The sequence below is a fragment of the Ferrovibrio sp. genome (assembly GCF_046297595.1).
Taxonomy (GTDB): Bacteria; Pseudomonadota; Alphaproteobacteria; order Ferrovibrionales; family Ferrovibrionaceae; genus Ferrovibrio.
This window is the reverse complement of sequence record NZ_JBKBHT010000001.1, coordinates 759,383-774,766: the sequence shown is the minus strand read 5'-3', so window position 1 is coordinate 774,766 and position 15,384 is coordinate 759,383. Positions and strand designations below refer to the sequence as shown.

14 protein-coding genes are annotated in these 15,384 nt (G+C 62.6%); 7 read left to right on the top strand and 7 right to left on the bottom strand.

The features are described from left to right. Positions 1–55: 55 nt before the first annotated feature. Together ACK4FJ_RS03890 and ACK4FJ_RS03885 are read left to right on the top strand one after the other, a co-directional pair. The gene (locus tag ACK4FJ_RS03890) at positions 56–1,894 is read left to right on the top strand and encodes a methyl-accepting chemotaxis protein (protein WP_409764310.1); all 1,839 of its coding nucleotides are present in this window, start codon (positions 56–58) and stop codon (positions 1,892–1,894) included. Next, positions 1,894–2,385, top strand: a complete 492-nt coding sequence (locus ACK4FJ_RS03885) for a chemotaxis protein CheW (RefSeq protein WP_409764307.1) — start codon at positions 1,894–1,896, stop codon at positions 2,383–2,385. The genes ACK4FJ_RS03890 and ACK4FJ_RS03885 overlap by 1 nt, the downstream gene beginning before the upstream one ends. 50 nt (positions 2,386–2,435) lie before the next feature. Here the strand turns inward: ACK4FJ_RS03885 and ACK4FJ_RS03880 are convergent, their stop codons facing one another. From ACK4FJ_RS03880 to ACK4FJ_RS03870, 3 genes are all read right to left on the bottom strand, one after another. Then, a complete protein-coding gene (locus tag ACK4FJ_RS03880; protein ID WP_409764304.1) occupies positions 2,436–3,983 on the bottom strand; it encodes a YifB family Mg chelatase-like AAA ATPase in 1,548 nt (515 codons plus the stop codon). A gap of 122 nt (positions 3,984–4,105) precedes the next feature. Beyond that, positions 4,106–4,624, bottom strand: coding sequence for a cytochrome b (locus tag ACK4FJ_RS03875; RefSeq protein WP_409764301.1), 519 nt, complete (start codon positions 4,622–4,624; stop codon positions 4,106–4,108). Positions 4,625–4,707: 83 nt separating this feature from the next. After that, a complete protein-coding gene (locus tag ACK4FJ_RS03870) occupies positions 4,708–5,457 on the bottom strand; it encodes a hypothetical protein (protein ID WP_409764298.1) in 750 nt (249 codons plus the stop codon). Between the two features lie 432 nt (positions 5,458–5,889). Between ACK4FJ_RS03870 and ACK4FJ_RS03865 the strand changes: the two genes are divergently transcribed. Together ACK4FJ_RS03865 and ACK4FJ_RS03860 are read left to right on the top strand one after the other, a co-directional pair. After that, the gene (locus ACK4FJ_RS03865) at positions 5,890–6,465 is read left to right on the top strand and encodes a TMEM165/GDT1 family protein (RefSeq protein ID WP_409764295.1); all 576 of its coding nucleotides are present in this window, start codon (positions 5,890–5,892) and stop codon (positions 6,463–6,465) included. Positions 6,466–6,570: 105 nt separating this feature from the next. Continuing rightward, the gene (locus ACK4FJ_RS03860; RefSeq protein WP_409764292.1) at positions 6,571–7,107 is read left to right on the top strand and encodes a hypothetical protein; all 537 of its coding nucleotides are present in this window, start codon (positions 6,571–6,573) and stop codon (positions 7,105–7,107) included. A gap of 10 nt (positions 7,108–7,117) precedes the next feature. Here ACK4FJ_RS03860 and ACK4FJ_RS03855 read toward each other — a convergent pair whose 3' ends face one another. The 3 genes from ACK4FJ_RS03855 to ACK4FJ_RS03845 form a co-directional block, all read right to left on the bottom strand. After that, entirely contained in the window at positions 7,118–9,070 is a 1,953-nt protein-coding gene (locus ACK4FJ_RS03855) for an LTA synthase family protein (RefSeq protein ID WP_409764289.1), read from the bottom strand. Positions 9,071–9,133: 63 nt separating this feature from the next. Beyond that, positions 9,134–10,528, bottom strand: coding sequence for an ATP-binding protein (locus tag ACK4FJ_RS03850; protein WP_409764286.1), 1,395 nt, complete (start codon positions 10,526–10,528; stop codon positions 9,134–9,136). Next, complete coding sequence (locus ACK4FJ_RS03845; RefSeq protein WP_409764283.1) at positions 10,525–11,376, bottom strand: response regulator; 852 nt, start codon at positions 11,374–11,376, stop codon at positions 10,525–10,527. The genes ACK4FJ_RS03850 and ACK4FJ_RS03845 overlap by 4 nt, the downstream gene beginning before the upstream one ends. A 113-nt stretch (positions 11,377–11,489) precedes the next feature. Here ACK4FJ_RS03845 and ACK4FJ_RS03840 point away from each other — a divergent pair, with 113 nt between their 5' ends. The 3 genes from ACK4FJ_RS03840 to ACK4FJ_RS03830 all read left to right on the top strand — a co-directional run bounded on the left by ACK4FJ_RS03840 (position 11,490) and on the right by ACK4FJ_RS03830 (position 14,671). Next, entirely contained in the window at positions 11,490–12,674 is a 1,185-nt protein-coding gene (locus ACK4FJ_RS03840; protein ID WP_409764280.1) for a phosphoserine transaminase, read from the top strand. A 69-nt stretch (positions 12,675–12,743) separates the two neighbouring features. Further along, positions 12,744–14,318, top strand: coding sequence for a phosphoglycerate dehydrogenase (gene serA, locus ACK4FJ_RS03835; RefSeq protein WP_409764277.1), 1,575 nt, complete (start codon positions 12,744–12,746; stop codon positions 14,316–14,318). Positions 14,319–14,401: 83 nt separating this feature from the next. Further along, the gene (locus ACK4FJ_RS03830) at positions 14,402–14,671 is read left to right on the top strand and encodes a hypothetical protein (RefSeq protein WP_409764274.1); all 270 of its coding nucleotides are present in this window, start codon (positions 14,402–14,404) and stop codon (positions 14,669–14,671) included. Positions 14,672–14,680: 9 nt separating this feature from the next. Here the strand turns inward: ACK4FJ_RS03830 and ACK4FJ_RS03825 are convergent, their stop codons facing one another. Beyond that, positions 14,681–15,376 (bottom strand): YggS family pyridoxal phosphate-dependent enzyme, encoded by a 696-nt coding sequence (locus ACK4FJ_RS03825; RefSeq protein ID WP_409764271.1) that lies wholly within the window; start codon positions 15,374–15,376, stop codon positions 14,681–14,683. Positions 15,377–15,384: the final 8 nt, after the last annotated feature.

The window sequence follows — 15,384 nt, the reverse complement described above, 5'->3', positions numbered from 1 at the left end:
TGAAAATGCAACGACCGGCGCCCCGCCGGAAGAACATGAATAAGGACGATCAGCAATGTTCCAGTTTTCGGGTGCGTCGGCGACCAGCGATCTGCGGGCTCAGTTCGACGCCATCAACAAATCCCAGGCGGTGATCGAATTCACGCCGGATGGCAAAATTCTGCATGCCAACGCCAATTTCCTGAAGGCGCTGGGCTACACGCTCGACGAGATCGTGGGCCAGCATCACAGCTTGTTCGTAGACCCGGCTTATCGTGCCAGTGCCGAATATCGCGACTTCTGGGCCAAGCTGGGCCGCGGCGAGTTCGATGCGGGCCAGTACAAGCGTCTTGCCAAGGGCGGCAAGGAAGTGTGGATCGAAGCCAGCTATAATCCGATTTTCGACAAACGCGGCAAGCCATACAAGGTCGTCAAATTCGCGACCGATATAACCGAGCAAAAGATGACGATGGCCAATTACGAAGGCCAGCTTTCCGCCATCGACAAGGCGCAGGCGGTGATCGAGTTCACCCTGGATGGAACTATTCTGCATGCCAATGAGAATTTCCTGAAGACGCTGGGCTACACGCTGGACGAAGTGAAGGGCAAGCATCACAGCCTGTTCGTCGAACCGGCTTATCGTGAAAGTGCCGAATATCGAGCTTTCTGGGAGAAGCTGGGCCGTGGCGAGTATGATGCCAACCAGTACAAGCGTATTGCCAAGGGCGGCAGGGAAGTATGGATCCAGGCCAGTTACAACCCGATCATGGATGCCAATGGCCGGCCCTACAAGGTGGTGAAATACGCCACCGATATCACCGCGCAGACCAAGGCCGCGCAGATGATGCAACTGGCCGTACAGCAAGTGCAGTCTGTGGTGGAAGCCACCAAAGCTAACGATCTGACCCTGCGCATAGATCTGGACGGCAAGACTGGCGAGATTCGCTCGCTCTGCGAAGGCGTCAACGACCTGGTCGATACGCTGCGCGACATCATCGGCGGCATCCGCGAAGCATCCGAGACGATTGCCGCGGCTTCGGCCGAGATCTCCACCGGTAGTCAGGATCTGGCCAGCCGTACGGAATCGCAGGCCGCTTCGATCGAAGAAACGGCGGCCTCGATGCACGAGGTCACTACTACGGTGAAGCAGAATGCCGACAATGCCCAGGCTGCCAGCCAGTTGGCTACTGCGGCGCGCGACACCGCCGAAAAGGGTGGCAATGTGGTGCGCGATGCCGTATCGGCGGTGAATGAAATCGAAGCCAGTGCGCAGAAGATTTCCGACATCATCGGCCTGATTGACGAGATTGCGTTCCAGACCAACCTGCTGGCGCTGAATGCCAGCGTGGAAGCCGCCCGCGCCGGCGAGGCTGGCAAGGGCTTTGCCGTGGTGGCGCAGGAAGTGCGTGCGCTGGCCCAGCGGTCGGCCAATGCATCGAAGGACATCAAGGCCTTGATCCAGACTTCGAACGGCCAGGTGAAAACCGGTGCAGCGCTGGTGAATCAGGCCGGCTCGTCGCTCGCCGAGATCGTTTCGGCGATCAAAAAGGTCTCCGACATCGTCGCCGAGATTGCCGCCGCCTCTCGCGAACAGGCCTCGGGCCTGGAGCAGATCAACACGGCTGTCGGCCAGATGGACGAGATGACCCAGCGCAACGGCGCCCTGGTGGAAGAGACCTCGGCTTCGGCCCAGTCGCTGTCCAATCAGGCCGAGGAACTGGCCGCGCTGGTGCAACGCTACAAGGTCAGCGGGCAGGCTGCGGCGGTGCGTTCCGGACCGGCCGTTTCCCGTCCTGCGCTGAAAGCGGTGCCCCAGACGCGTCCGGTGTCGAAGCCGGTCCCGGCCCTGAAGACGACTGCCGCGCGTGGCAATGCCGTGCCGAAGGGCGATGCCAGCGAGTGGGAGCAGTTCTGATGGATACGCGGATCGAAAGCGGAGCCGGGAATGAGGTGCGCGAATACCTCACCTTTACGGCGACCGGGCAGGAATACGGCATCGACATCCTCAGCGTACGGGAAATCCGTGGCTGGACGGTGGAGACGCCGCTGCCCAACAGCCCGGCGGCTGTGCGCGGCATCATCAACCTGCGCGGCCAGGTCGTGCCGATTTACGACCTGCGCATCCGTCTCGGCGCAGAGCGCAGCATACCGAGTGCCATCCATGTGGTGATCGTGGTGGAGGCCGCAAGCGGCTTCTACGGCCTGCTGGTGGATGCGGTCTCAGACATTCTTTCGGTGGCCGATCGCGAGTTGCAACCGGTGCCGCAGACCGGGATGGATGGGGATCATGCCTTCCTTACCGCCCTGCTGGCGCGCGACACGCGGATGGTGTCTCTGCTCGATCTCGACCTTCTGGTTGGTAGCCGGACGCTTGAGGCAATCGAAACACCGCTGCTGGCCGCCTGATCGGCCGGCAATAAAACAGGAAAAGAGCGCCTTCATGGCGCTCTTTTTATTTATCTGACGAAGGCCAGTCGGCGATAGCTCAGCGCCTCCGCCACATGCGGGCGGCGCACGGCCTCCACCCCTTCCAGATCGGCCAGTGTACGGGCCACGCGCAGCACACGGTGATAGCCGCGCGCGGTGAGATGCATGGCGCTGGCTGCCTGGGTCAGCAATTCGCGGCCGGCGGCGTCCAGCATGGCGATACGTTCCAGCAATTCGCCATCGGCCTCGGCGTTGGTACGCACCACGCGACGGCCATCGCGCGACAGGCCGCCGCTTCCGGTATGGGCATAGCGGTCGCGCTGGATATCGCGTGCCATCGCCACGCGGGCGGCCACGGTGGCAGAAGGTTCCGCTGTGGATGGTGCGCTCAGGTCGGCCGGACTGACGGCAGGCACCTCCAGAGTCAGGTCGATGCGGTCGAGCAGTGGACCGGACAGGCGGGCCTGGTATTCGCCGGCGCATTTCGGCGCGCGGCTGCAGGCCAGCGCCGGATCGTCGAGATGGCCGCAGCGGCAGGGATTCATCGCCGCCACCAGTTGGATACGCGCAGGGTAACTGACATGGGCGTTGGCACGCGCGACTACCGCCTGTCCGGTTTCCAGCGGCTGGCGCAGGGCATCCAGGGCTTGGCGGTTGAATTCGGGCAGTTCGTCGAGAAACAGCACGCCCAGATGCGCCAGGCTTACCTCGCCTGGTTTCGCGCGATGGCCGCCGCCGATCAGGGCTGCCATCGAAGCGGAATGGTGCGGGTTACGAAAGGGCCGCTGTCGGGTGAGCCGTCCCTCGCTGATCTGGCCGGCCAGCGACGCGATCATGCTCACCTCCAGGATTTCACTGGCATCCAGCGGCGGCAGAATGCCGGGCAGGCGCTGGGCCAGCATCGATTTGCCAGCGCCGGGCGGGCCGATGAACAGCAGGTTATGGGCGCCGGCAGCGGCGATCTCCAGCGCGCGCTTGGCGCTTTCCTGTCCCTTGATGTCGCGCAGGTCTGGGATCGTTTCGCTGGCCGGTTCGACGCTGCGTGTCGAGGGCGGGGACAGCACCTGGCTGCCGCGGAAATGATTGATCAGGGCCAGCAATGTGGGGGCGGCCACGACGCGTTCGGCATCGCCGGCCCAGGCCGCCTCGCTGCCCTGCGCGGCCGGACAGATCAGGCCGCGATCCTCCCCATGGGCCGCGATCGCCGCCGGCAGCACGCCACTTACCGTGCCGAGTGCGCCATCAAGGCCGAGTTCGCCCAGAGCCACAAAACCTTCTAGCGCATCGGGCGGCAGCACGTTCATCGCGGCCAGCAGCGCCAGCGCGATGGGTAGGTCGTAATGACTGCCTTCCTTGGGCAGGTCGGCCGGGGCGAGGTTGACGGTGATCCGTTTGGCCGGCAGCGATAGGCCCAGGGCGCCCAGAGCGCCGCGCACGCGCTCACGGCTTTCGCCGACGGCTTTGTCGGCTAGGCCAACCACAGCAAAGGCCGGCAGCCCGTTGGAGAGCTGGACCTGAACATCCACGGGCATGACGTCGATGCCCTGAAACGCCACGGTTCTGCAGCGCGCGACCATGCCCGGTTTTCCCGATGCGGTTTAATCCGACCTCTGGAATCGGTACGATCATTTACCGGAGATTGCAAATTCTATTTATGTTCCGCCGGGTAAAGGGGGGCGGGCGGCCCGGGTTCGAACTGTCAGGGCAGGATGCGCCGGAAAACGCCGTCGCGCCGGATCAGGGCATGCCAGAATGCGGCTGCGACATGCAGGGCCAGCAACAGCAGGAACACCTTGGCCGCGCCTTCGTGGATTGCCTCGGCTGCCTCGTGCAGCCAGGGCAGCGAAGTCAGGCTCGGCAGGTCGAACAGGCCCAATACCGAAACCGTTCGTTTGCCAGCAAGGATGGAGGCGAGGCCGGTGATGGGGAGAACCAGCATCACAGCATACAGGCCCAGATGCGCCAGCCGGGCCAGCCATAGTTCCAGCACAGGTGTTGCAGCCGGCAGCGGTGGCACGCCGCGCAGCCGGATGGCGATGCGCGGCAGCAGCAGGGCGGCCATGGCCAGGCCGGCCAGGATATGCCAGCCCATCTCGCTGATCCGGATGTCACCACGCGGCAAATCTTCCATCACCTCGCCGAGGATGAAGGCGCTCAGCATAAGCGGGAAGATCAGCCAGTGCAGCAGGATCAGGGCGATTGGGTATCGGGTCGACATGGCTGAGGCTCCAGGCTGTGGGCATCATTATCCACGCGCAGCCGATGATTTCCCTGCGCTGGATCAATCCTGCCAGTACAGTCTCAGCGGCTATACCGCTGCACTAGGGTATCCGCCGCGGCCTTATAGGCCTTGCCTTTCAGCATGGCGACCTGTTCCTGATCGGAAATGGCGCGCCGCCGTTCAGCGCTACTGCTTGAGTCTACGAAGGGTTCGGGTGTGAAGGTCTCCCATTGACCACTGGCCACGTCGATGACCGCGACCATCAATCGGATCCGCATCAACTGCGACTGATCCGGGATCGAACCGCCGATGATCGGTAGCCAGGATAGTGCTTTGCCGCCGGATCCCTCGGTGGCGGATTCCAACATTCCCCAATAAACCATGATGGTCTCATAGCCACCCTTCGCTGCTGCAAGGCGGAAAATCTGGGCATAACTCGCGGCCTCGGAATTTGCTGCGGCCGAGCGTGCATTCGGCAGTGGCACGCCGGAAAAGACCGCAACCGTGTAGTAGCGCTCCATCGCAGCAACCATGTCATGGTCAGGGAAAGGCGTACCCGATTGCACCAGCATCACGGCCGATCCTTTACGCACCGACAGTCGTTGCTTGGTTGCCAGTGCCTTACGGATATCTTCTTCCGAGATCTGGCGCTCGGGATCAATTCCGAGAATGTCGTGGGCAGATAACTCGCCTCGATAGAATGGATTGGATGCACGGCCGTTGTCGGCGCGGTAGCCTGAGTCTGATATCGAGCGGGTTTCGCAGGCCGTGAGCGTCAAAACCATTGCAGACAGCAGAAATGCCCGACGGAGGGTTTGCGTGATGATCATGCCAGCTTTCCAGAATTTGGCGGGAGCGGACCGTGGGAGCGGACCAGGAGGGCAGAGGCAGACTAAGACAGGCGCTGTGTCAAACTTGTGATAAATCTCCAATCAATTCATGACTAGGGGAACCTATTCGTCAGGCCGGAGCGGCAGAATGCCGGCTTGTCCGGCAGGCCAATCCGGGCTAAACAGGCGGCGCACCCTTTGGGGAGTAGCCGCCCGCCCGGCCGCCATCGCGGCCGCCAGAGCGGGGGCAGCGTCAACAGACTAGCCGCCGGGAGACCAGCCCCGACGGCTTGGCGCTGACCGGCCGGTTCGGGCACCTGCTCCGGACCAACCTGGCGAGACCTTAGGCTTGCTTTTCCGAAGCCCGGACCGGGCGGCGGGAAACGCAGCCTATGGCCCTGTCCGCCGCCCGGTCCGTTGCGAGCCGCCCCCATGTTGAACCCTGATTTCCTGTCGCCCTTCCTCACCACCACTGGTCTTGTCGCTATTGCCGAGATCGGCGACAAGACGCAGCTCCTGAGCCTGCTGCTGGCAGCTCGCTTCCGCCAACCGCTGCCGATCCTGGGTGCCATACTCTGCGCCACCGTGGCCAACCATCTGTTGGCGGCGGCTTTGGGCGTGTGGGTCGAGGGGCTGGTCGAGCCTAAGGTGCTGCGCTGGGCATTGGCGGCTTCGTTCCTTGCCATGGCGGCGTGGACACTGATCCCCGACAAGCTGGACGAGGATGATGCGCCGAAAACGCGCAACGGCGTGTTCGTTACCACGCTGGTCGCTTTCTTCCTGGCTGAGATCGGCGACAAAACCCAGCTTGCCACCACGGCGCTCGCCGCCCGTTTCGATTCGGTGTTTCTGATCACGGCGGCCAGTACGCTTGGCCTGCTGCTGGCCAATGCGCCCGTGGTGGTGCTGGGCAACCGGGTGGTGGCCCATCTGCCGCTGAAACCGATCCGCTTCATCGCCGCTCTGGCCTTCGCGATGCTTGGGCTGGTGGTGCTTTTGGGCGGATAAGGGCATAGCGGGCGCTGCCGTTCTACCATTTACGGAAACGCCAGCCGTTTTTTTGGCGCGCGGACCGGGTAATATGTCTCCAGTCCTGGATCCAAGTGATCGAACATGACCAAGATTGCCGGCAAGCGCTACAAGACCGACGAAATCGAGACCCTGCTCGACGCTTTGAAGCGTCAGACCAAGCGGGCACGGAAGATGGCCGAAGAGGCCATCGCACGAATCGGCCACGCCACCTATGAACCTTATTATGATTATCGCGACTCTCTGACCGAGATCGAAGGCGTGCTGGTGCTGATCGAAGACCGTATGGAACACGCCGAGCCCGATGCCCTGGTCAAGCTGCGGGACTATCACAGCCAGCTCATCGTCGACCTGCTGCGCATGAAGATCGATGTGGTGCTGCGGGTCTTTCCGGCGCTGGAGGAGACCGAGGTGCTGCCTATCGGTACGCAGAAGGTGTTTCTCGCCACGATCTGGGAATTGCGCGAAACCGTCGAGCGGATCGACCGCGAGCATATCGAGGGTGTGCTCGATGATGATGCCCGCAAGCGCCTAGTGGTGGCCGAAACGATCCTGCGCGAAGTGTCGGAACGGGCGCCGAAGCTGATGGAGTTGGCCGAGCAGGAGGGCAGGCAGGTTTGATCCTGCGGGTTCAAGGCTGCGAAAGCTCGTGATACTGGCGGGCGTAGAACATGTGATGTGCCGACTGCGTCAGGGCCACGGCCTGCTGGCGGATCGTGTCCGGAAGCTGTTTTTCGGACAGGGCTTCAAGCTGGTAAGGGCCGATCTTCATGCCATAGCCCAGTAGATCGCTCTTCGGGGTCAGAATCACGGCATGGCGACCATCGCCTACTGCAACATCAAAATTATGGGCCATGGCGATCCGACCACCGCCTTCGGGCACGCGGCGCAGATCGACGCCGAAGAACGGGCTATCGTATGACAGTCCGAGCAGACCAAGCAGGGTTGGTCCGACATCCATGCTGGAACCCAGGGTGGCGCGGCGTTCGGCGGCAATATGTTTCGGCGCCAGAAACAGGAGGGGCACGCGGAAGGCCTGCACCGGAATCTGCGCAGCACCCCACACTTTCGGGCCATGATCCCCGATCATCACGAAGATGGTGTCGTCGAACCATGGTTTCCGGCGGGCCGCATCAATGAACTGGCCCAAGGCCCAGTCGGCATAGGCGGCGGCGTGGTCGCGTTTATTGGGGGCCGGTTTGAAAGGTATCCGTCCTTCCGGATAAAGGAAGGGCCGGTGATTGGTGACGGTGAGCGCCGAGAAGAAAAATGGCTCGGGGCCAGCGGCGAGCGTGTCGATCCGGTTCAGCGCTTCCTTGAACAGGTATTCATCGGCCACGCCCCAAATGGTCTTGAAACTGCGATCGGCGATGTCTCCCTCGCCCCAGACATGGTCGAAGCCGATGGTTTTCCAGAAATGGCCCATATTGTCGAAGGCAGTTGGGCCGCCATAGAGGAATGCCGTCTGGTAGCCGAATTTCTTCAGCAGGAAGGGCAGCGAATTCATGCCTTCCGAACCAGCGCGCCGCGCCGTCGAGATCCCAGGGATTGGCGGGAAGGATGTGAAGATCGCCTCCAGCGCGCGCACTGTGCGGTCGCCGGTGGCATAGATGTTGGTGAATAGCAGGCCGTCTTCCGCCAGACGATGCCAGTTTGGGGACATCGTCTGCCAGTAATCCTTTTGCTTCTCGGTGAAGACATCCTCGAAATAGACCGAGCCGTAGGATTCCTCGAGGATCAGAACAACGTTTAGTTTTTTTGCCGGCGCAGGCCCGTTATCGACATGCCGCCACAAGCTGCGCTCGCCGGGGGCTGCCAGATCGGTGGTGTTGTCCTGCCGCACCATGGCGCGCAGCAGCGGAATGGCTTGGTCTTCCGGGATGCCGGCATAGACGCCATCATATTTGCTGTCATTGGTGAAATATGCGTTGAACAGGCTATGCAGGCCATTCACCGCCAGTTCGTTGATCGTGCGATGCAGGGCGGGTTCGTAGGGGCCGCGCAGGACGAAGGGCAGGGCGAGCGTGGCGGCGAGTACGCCAGTGGCCAGCGCGCGCCGCCATTCGCCTGCCATTGGCGGTGCCTTCAGCGCGGCCTGCAATGGCCGGCGCAGCAACCAGTAGATCAGCAGCACGACCAGCCCGATCGGCGGCAGGTAATATCGCAGATCGAAGGACTCGCGGATATTACCGATCACCTCTTTGGGGAAGATCAGGTAGTAGACCGCGATACCATTGAAGCGGCTGTTGAATTCCTGCCAGAAAAACAATTCGGCCACAGCGCTGAACACCGCTACGCCGAGCAGAAGGATCAGCAGGAGATGGGCGGCAACCTGTCCGGTCCGCCAGCCGAAGGGCCGGCGCAGCAAATACAGGCCGGCGAGGAAAGGCAGTCCCAGCAGGATTGCCGTGGCGACGTCGTCGGCGAGGCCGATCAGCCAGGCGGCGATGAATGGTGCAATGTCGGCTGGGGTATCGAGTGCGACCCAGATGGTCAAAACCAGACGCACAATAGCGGCCAAACCCAGAAAGACAACCAGGCAAATCAGCCAGAAACGAAGGCGGGGCGGGATGCGTGAAATCATGCCCGCTTCCGTAGCGGGGTCGACTTACAGCAAGCTTACGCTCGGGACAAACAATGTGATTGGCTAATGGGTGCCCGGCTGAACCTGCAAGGGAAGCCGCAGGATGAATTCGGCGCCTCCGCCGGGTGCGTCGCTCACCGAAACCTGCCCGCCATGGCTGCGCATGGTTTCGGATACGATAGCCAGCCCCAGGCCGGCGCCGGGATGCTGTCGGTCGCGGCCGCGCCAGAAGCGTTCGAATATATGTTTGCGCTGCTCAACCGGTACGCCTGGTCCATGGTCGCGCACTGCGATACTGCCGTCAGGCAATACGATCACCATCACTTCGGTGCCTGGAGCGGTATGGGCTATGGCGTTTTCAACCAGATTGCGCAAGGCATTTTCCAGTGCATCGGGCGAGGCATTCACCAGCACCGGACTGGAACTGGCAGTCAGCGCCACGGATTTGCCAGCGCCGATGGTTGGCGGCGCCAGGAAACCCACCACGGTCTCGGCGATCCAGTTCAGATCTGTGGGTTCGATTTTGAGCATCGCGCCTTCCAGCCGCGAGACCTGCAGCAACTGATTCACCAGCCGGTTCATGCGGCCGATATCCTCGGCCAGACGACGGGTATTGGCGTCGTCGGGCAGTTCCGCCAGGCGTGCAGTCAGAACGGCCAAGGGCGTGCGCAGTTCATGGGCCGCATTGGCGGTGAAGCGGCGCTGTATCTCGAAGCCCTGTTCCAGACGGTCGAGCGCGCTGTTGATCGCCACCGGCAGGGGCAGGATTTCCTCCGGCACACCGTGCGTGGGCAGACGCAGGTTGCGTGTCTCCGGGCCGATCTGCCGGGCACGCAGCGATAATTCCCGGATGGGTCCCAAGCTGGTGCGGATGGTCCAGATGGCTATGAACAGTGCCGCCGCCAGAACGACGGGCAGGGTCCAGCCGATGCGGCTGGCGAATTCGCTCAGCAGCGTGTCGACGAATACATCGGGGTGAATGCGACCCTGAGCGACAAAGATGCGATAACCGGTGGGCAGATCGGCATCGTCGAGCAAGGCGTGATAGGGAGACTCCTTGCCATCGGCGTCCAGCAGCCGGAAAACGGTGCCCCCCGTCATTCGTATGGCAGGGGGGATATCCGAAACACTTCGCCGCGCCTTGTCGCTGGAGGCTGCAACAATTCCACCCTGTGCATCCAGAACGGCATACATGTAGCCATCGCCGGATTCGCGATACGCCTGCTGCAAGGACGCTGGCAGATCAATGACCAGCCGGCCATCGCGGAATTGTGCGTGGCGCGCGATCTGGCTGGCCTGAACCTGCAGACCGGCATCGTCCAGATTGTCGAGGGCAAACCACGCATACTGGCTGATGACCAGAGCGACCAATAGCATTGATCCCAGCAGCACTGCGCCCAGCCGCCAGGCCAGCCGCGCCTGCAGGGACCAGCCTGTGTTCTGCGGGGTATCTGTCATGTCGTGCTGTCCGCCAGCATGTAGCCGACACCGCGAACAGTATGAATCTCGCCCGAGAACCCGCCGCCTGCCAGCTTGCGGCGCAGGCGATGCAGCAGAACTTCAAGCGAGTTCGGCGTCACGTCGTCGTCAAAGCCATAGACGCGTTCCTCCAGATGCCGTTTGGGCACCACGCGGCCACTGCGTCGCAGGAGATTTTCCAGTAACGTCATTTCGCGTGCGGTGAGGGCGAGCGGTTTGCCAGCCACCGTCACTTCACGCCCGGCAGTATCGAAGCGGATGTTGCCGGTTTCCAGCACCACACCCAGCGCCCCGCTTGGCCGGCGTAGAAGCGCTTTCAGGCGAGCGATCAATTCCGGCATGGCAAACGGCTTGAGCAGATAATCGTCGGCACCGCTATTTAGACCAGTGACACGGTCTTCCACTTCGTCCCGCGCTGTGAGAATCAGCACCGGCGTGGTATCGCGCCGGGTCCGCATTTCCCGCAGGATGACGAGGCCGTCTTCATCCGGCAAGCCAAGATCCAGCACGATGGCATCGTACCGCGACGTAGCCAGCGCCGTTCGGGCCAATTCCACGGTGCCGACGGCATCCACGGTGAAACCCGTCCGGGCCAGGCTGCGCTGGATCAGATCAAGCAGGCTGGTTTCGTCTTCGATCAAAAGCAGGCGCATGATGGCAGGCGGGACGCGGTACCGACAGTTTGTGGTGAGCCAGGAAGTCTCAGCCGGGCAGCTTACCGACAGCTTACGGCAAAAAACATGAATGGGCACGCCGAGGGGGGCGGACAGGGCCTCCAACATGCTGATTTGACGGGCCAGCAGTTGTGTCCGGACAATCATGGGCATGAAATTCCGGTGACTGCGGCGAAATGGCCATTGCGCCCCTGCCCTGAGTCCGAGTAGAAGGGCGGCGGGACACGCCCCCCCAACGGGGCGCTTACTATCTGGAAGGATAGACGATGACCAAGCCTGCCGCGCGCCCAACCGCAAGACCGGTCCGTGCGCATTTCTCTTCCGGCCCCTGCGCCAAGCGCCCCGGCTGGACCCCTGAAATCCTGAAAAACGCCCTGGTCGGCCGTTCGCATCGCTCGAAAGAGGGCAAGGCCCGTCTGGTCGAGGCGATCGAGCTGCATCGCAAGATTCTGGGCATTCCGGCCGATTATCGGATCGGCATTGTGCCGGCCTCCGATACCGGCGCCGTCGAGATGGCGCTGTGGTCGCTGCTTGGCCCGCGCGGCGTCGATGTACTGGCCTGGGAAAGCTTCGGCTCCGGCTGGGGTTCCGACATCTCCAAGGAACTCAAGCTCAAGGATGTCCGTACGCTCAAGGCCGGCTATGGCGAGATTCCCGACCTAAAACAGGTGGATTGGACCCGCGACGTTGTCTTCACCTGGAACGGCACGACCTCGGGCGTGAAGGTGCCAAACGGCGATTGGATCGCGGATAACCGCGAAGGCCTGTCGATCTGCGACGCCACTTCGGCGGTGTTCGCCATGGACCTGCCCTGGTCCAAGCTGGATGTCACCACATGGTCGTGGCAGAAGGCGACCGGCGGCGAGGCGGCCCACGGCATGATCGTGCTGAGTCCGCGCGCGGTGCAGCGCCTGGAGACCTATACCCCGGCCTGGCCGTTGCCCAAGATTTTCCGTATGGCGAAAGACGGCAAGCTGATCGAAGGCATCTTCAAGGGCGAGACGATCAACACGCCGTCCATGCTCTGCGTCGAGGATATCATCGACGCCCTGAAATGGGGCGAGAGCGTCGGCGGCCTGAAGGGCATGATCGCCCGTTCGGAAGCCAACCTGAAAGTCATTGCCGACTGGGCTGCCAAGACCGACTGGGTCGGTTTCCTGGCCGCCGATCCGGCGGTGCGGTCTAACACCTCGATCTGCCTCAAGGTGGTCGATCCGTGGTTCACCGCCCTGGGTCCGAAAGACCAGGAGGCGGCGGCCAAACAGATCGCCAGCCTGCTGGAGAAAGAGGGTGTGGCGCTGGATATCGGCGCCTATCGCGACGCGCCTCCAGGCCTGCGCATCTGGGGCGGCGCCACGGTGGAAACCGCCGATGTGGCTGCGCTTTGCCCCTGGCTGGACTGGGCCTTCGCCGAGGTGAAGGCTACCTACAAGCCGGCCGCAGCCGCCTGATCACGCTTTGAGCGGGCGTCGCCTTTGCGGCGCCCGTTTTTCTTCCATCCGAAATTCGAGGACTATCCCATGGTAAAGGTTCTGATTTCCGACGAACTGAGCCCCGCCGCCGTCGACATCTTCAAGTCGCGCGGTGTGCAGGTCGATATCAAGACGGGCCTGAAGCCCGAGGAACTGCTCGCCATCATCGGCGAGTATGATGGCCTCGCGATCCGCTCGGCCACCAAGGTCACCGCCAAGGTGCTAGAAGCGGCGAAAAACCTGAAGGTTGTCGGTCGTGCCGGCATCGGCGTCGACAACGTTGATATTCCGGCTGCCACTGCGCGCGGCGTCTGCGTGATGAACACGCCGTTCGGCAATTCGATCACCACCGCCGAGCATGCCGTGGCCATGATGATGGCGCTGGCCCGCGAAATTCCGCAGGCGGACCGCTCTACCCAGGCCGGCAAGTGGGAAAAGAACCGCTTCATGGGCGTCGAGCTGTACGGCAAGACGCTGGGCCTGATCGGTTGCGGCAATATCGGCTCCATCGTCGCCGACCGGGCGCAGGGTCTGAAGATGCGCGTGGTGGGTTACGACCCGTTCCTGACGCCCGAGCGCGCCACCGCTCTAGGCATCGAAAAGGTCGAGCTGGATGAGCTGCTGGCTCGCGCCGATTTCATCAGCCTGCATACCCCGCTGACCGAGCAGACCAAGAATATCCTGGATGCCAAGGCGCTGGCCAAGTGCAAGAAGGGCGTGCGCATCGTCAACTGCGCGCGCGGTGGCTTGGTCAACGAGGCCGATCTGAAGGCGGCGTTGGACAGCGGCCATGTGGCGGGTGCCGCCTTCGACGTGTTCGTCACTGAGCCAGCCAAGGAGAACGTGCTGTTCGGCCACGAGCGCTTCATCGCCACGCCGCATCTGGGCGCCTCGACCAATGAGGCACAGGAGAATGTCGCCCTGCAGGTGGCCGAGCAGATTTCCGATTATCTGATCTCTGGCGCAGTCACCAACGCGCTGAACATGCCTTCGGTCTCGGCCGAAGATGCGCCGAAGCTGAAACCCTACATGAAGCTGGCTGAGCAGCTTGGCAGCTTTGTTGGTCAGCTGGCCGAAGCTAACCTGACCAAGGTGATGATCGAGTATGAAGGCCATGTGGCGACGCTGAACACGCGGCCGCTGACGGCCATCGTGCTGGAAGGCCTGCTGCGCCGCCAGCTCGACAGCGTCAACATGGTCAATGCCCCGCTGGTGGCCAAGGAGCGCAATATCGAAGTTTCCGAGGTGAAGCATGACCGCGAGGGCGACTACCACACGCTGATGCGGGTCACGATCCACGCCGACAAGGTGAGGCATCTGTCGGGCACGCTGTTTGCCGACAAGCGGCCGCGCGTGGTGGAGATCAAGGGTATCGACATCGACGCCGAGCTCGGGCCGAACATGCTCTACGTTACCAATGAGGACAAGCCGGGCTTCATCGGCCGGCTGGGCACGGTACTGGGCGATGCCGGCATCAACATCGCCACCTTCCACCTCGGTCGTGCCGCGCGCGGCCAGGAAGCGATCTGCTTGGTCGAGGTCGATGGTCCGATCCCGACTGATGTCGCCGCCAAGGTGAAGGAAATTCCCGGCGTGCGGCAGGCCACCCCGCTGCAGTTCTGAGTCCGCCAAGTACGATTCGCCGCTTTACGCGGGTCGGGCGGGGCGCTTTACTGGCAATGCCTCTCCGTAACAGGGAGCCTGCCATGGCCCGCCCGTTCCGCTTTGTTTTTGCCCTGATCCTGCCGCTGGCCCTGATTGCCTGCGGCCCGCCTTCGACCGACGAGGCTCTCCGCAAGGCTGAGAAAGCCGGTACGAAGGCTGAACTGGAAAAGGCCCTTGGTCGACCGAGCGAAATCCAGAAACTCGGCCCGCTGGAACAGTGGAGCTACAAGACCAGTGATGGCTCGGTAACGTTCGTCATAGCCGGCGACAGCGTGACGCTCGCCTCGGGCGGCACGACAAAAAAGAATTGAACCCCTTAGTCAGGCGGTAGGGCCGTAGCTCCGCCCGCCGAAAATCGCGCTGCCGACGCGCACATGCGTGGCGCCCAGCATCACCGCCGTGTCGAAATCGCCGCTCATGCCCATGCTGAGTTGATCCAGCCCGTTGCGTTTCGCGATCTTGTTGAGCAGGGCGAAATGCGGCGCGGGCTCTTCCTCGGCCGGTGGAATACACATCAGGCCGATCACCGGCAGGTCGAGCGCGCGGCAGGCGACAATGAAGGCATCGGCCTCCTGTGGCGTACAGCCGGCCTTCTGCGGCTCCTCGCCGGTATTCACCTGCACGAAACAGGGTAGGCGGCGGCCGCTTTTCTCAAACTCTTTCGCCAGTTCCTTCGCCAGGCTGTCGCGGTCCAGCGTATGAATCACGTCGAAATGGGCGACCGCCTGCTTCACCTTGTTGGTCTGCAGCGGACCGATCAGATGCAGTACCAGGTCGGGATGCGTCTCGCGCAGGGCCGGGTATTTCGCCGTGCCTTCCTGCACGCGGTTCTCGCCGAAATGCCGCTGGCCGGCCGCCAGGGCCTCGGCCACGGCTTCGGCCGGGAAGGTTTTGGCCACGGCAATCAGGGTCACGCTGGCCGGATTGCGGCCGGCTTCGGCTGCGGCATCTGCGATCTGGCCGCGCACTGCGGCAAGGCGCTGGGCGAGAGAGGCTTCCGGTAGGGATACGGTCATGGCAGGCT

Coding starts and splice junctions, on each gene's coding strand:
- ACK4FJ_RS03890 (WP_409764310.1), top strand. CDS start 56: ATGTTCCAGTTTTCGGGTGCGTCGGCGACCAGCGATCTGCGGGCTCAG.
- ACK4FJ_RS03885 (WP_409764307.1), top strand. CDS start 1,894: ATGGATACGCGGATCGAAAGCGGAGCCGGGAATGAGGTGCGCGAATAC.
- ACK4FJ_RS03880 (WP_409764304.1), bottom strand. CDS start 3,983: ATGGTCGCGCGCTGCAGAACCGTGGCGTTTCAGGGCATCGACGTCATG.
- ACK4FJ_RS03875 (WP_409764301.1), bottom strand. CDS start 4,624: ATGTCGACCCGATACCCAATCGCCCTGATCCTGCTGCACTGGCTGATC.
- ACK4FJ_RS03870 (WP_409764298.1), bottom strand. CDS start 5,457: ATGATCATCACGCAAACCCTCCGTCGGGCATTTCTGCTGTCTGCAATG.
- ACK4FJ_RS03865 (WP_409764295.1), top strand. CDS start 5,890: ATGTTGAACCCTGATTTCCTGTCGCCCTTCCTCACCACCACTGGTCTT.
- ACK4FJ_RS03860 (WP_409764292.1), top strand. CDS start 6,571: ATGACCAAGATTGCCGGCAAGCGCTACAAGACCGACGAAATCGAGACC.
- ACK4FJ_RS03855 (WP_409764289.1), bottom strand. CDS start 9,070: ATGATTTCACGCATCCCGCCCCGCCTTCGTTTCTGGCTGATTTGCCTG.
- ACK4FJ_RS03850 (WP_409764286.1), bottom strand. CDS start 10,528: ATGACAGATACCCCGCAGAACACAGGCTGGTCCCTGCAGGCGCGGCTG.
- ACK4FJ_RS03845 (WP_409764283.1), bottom strand. CDS start 11,376: ATGCCCATGATTGTCCGGACACAACTGCTGGCCCGTCAAATCAGCATG.
- ACK4FJ_RS03840 (WP_409764280.1), top strand. CDS start 11,490: ATGACCAAGCCTGCCGCGCGCCCAACCGCAAGACCGGTCCGTGCGCAT.
- serA (WP_409764277.1), top strand. CDS start 12,744: ATGGTAAAGGTTCTGATTTCCGACGAACTGAGCCCCGCCGCCGTCGAC.
- ACK4FJ_RS03830 (WP_409764274.1), top strand. CDS start 14,402: ATGGCCCGCCCGTTCCGCTTTGTTTTTGCCCTGATCCTGCCGCTGGCC.
- ACK4FJ_RS03825 (WP_409764271.1), bottom strand. CDS start 15,376: ATGACCGTATCCCTACCGGAAGCCTCTCTCGCCCAGCGCCTTGCCGCA.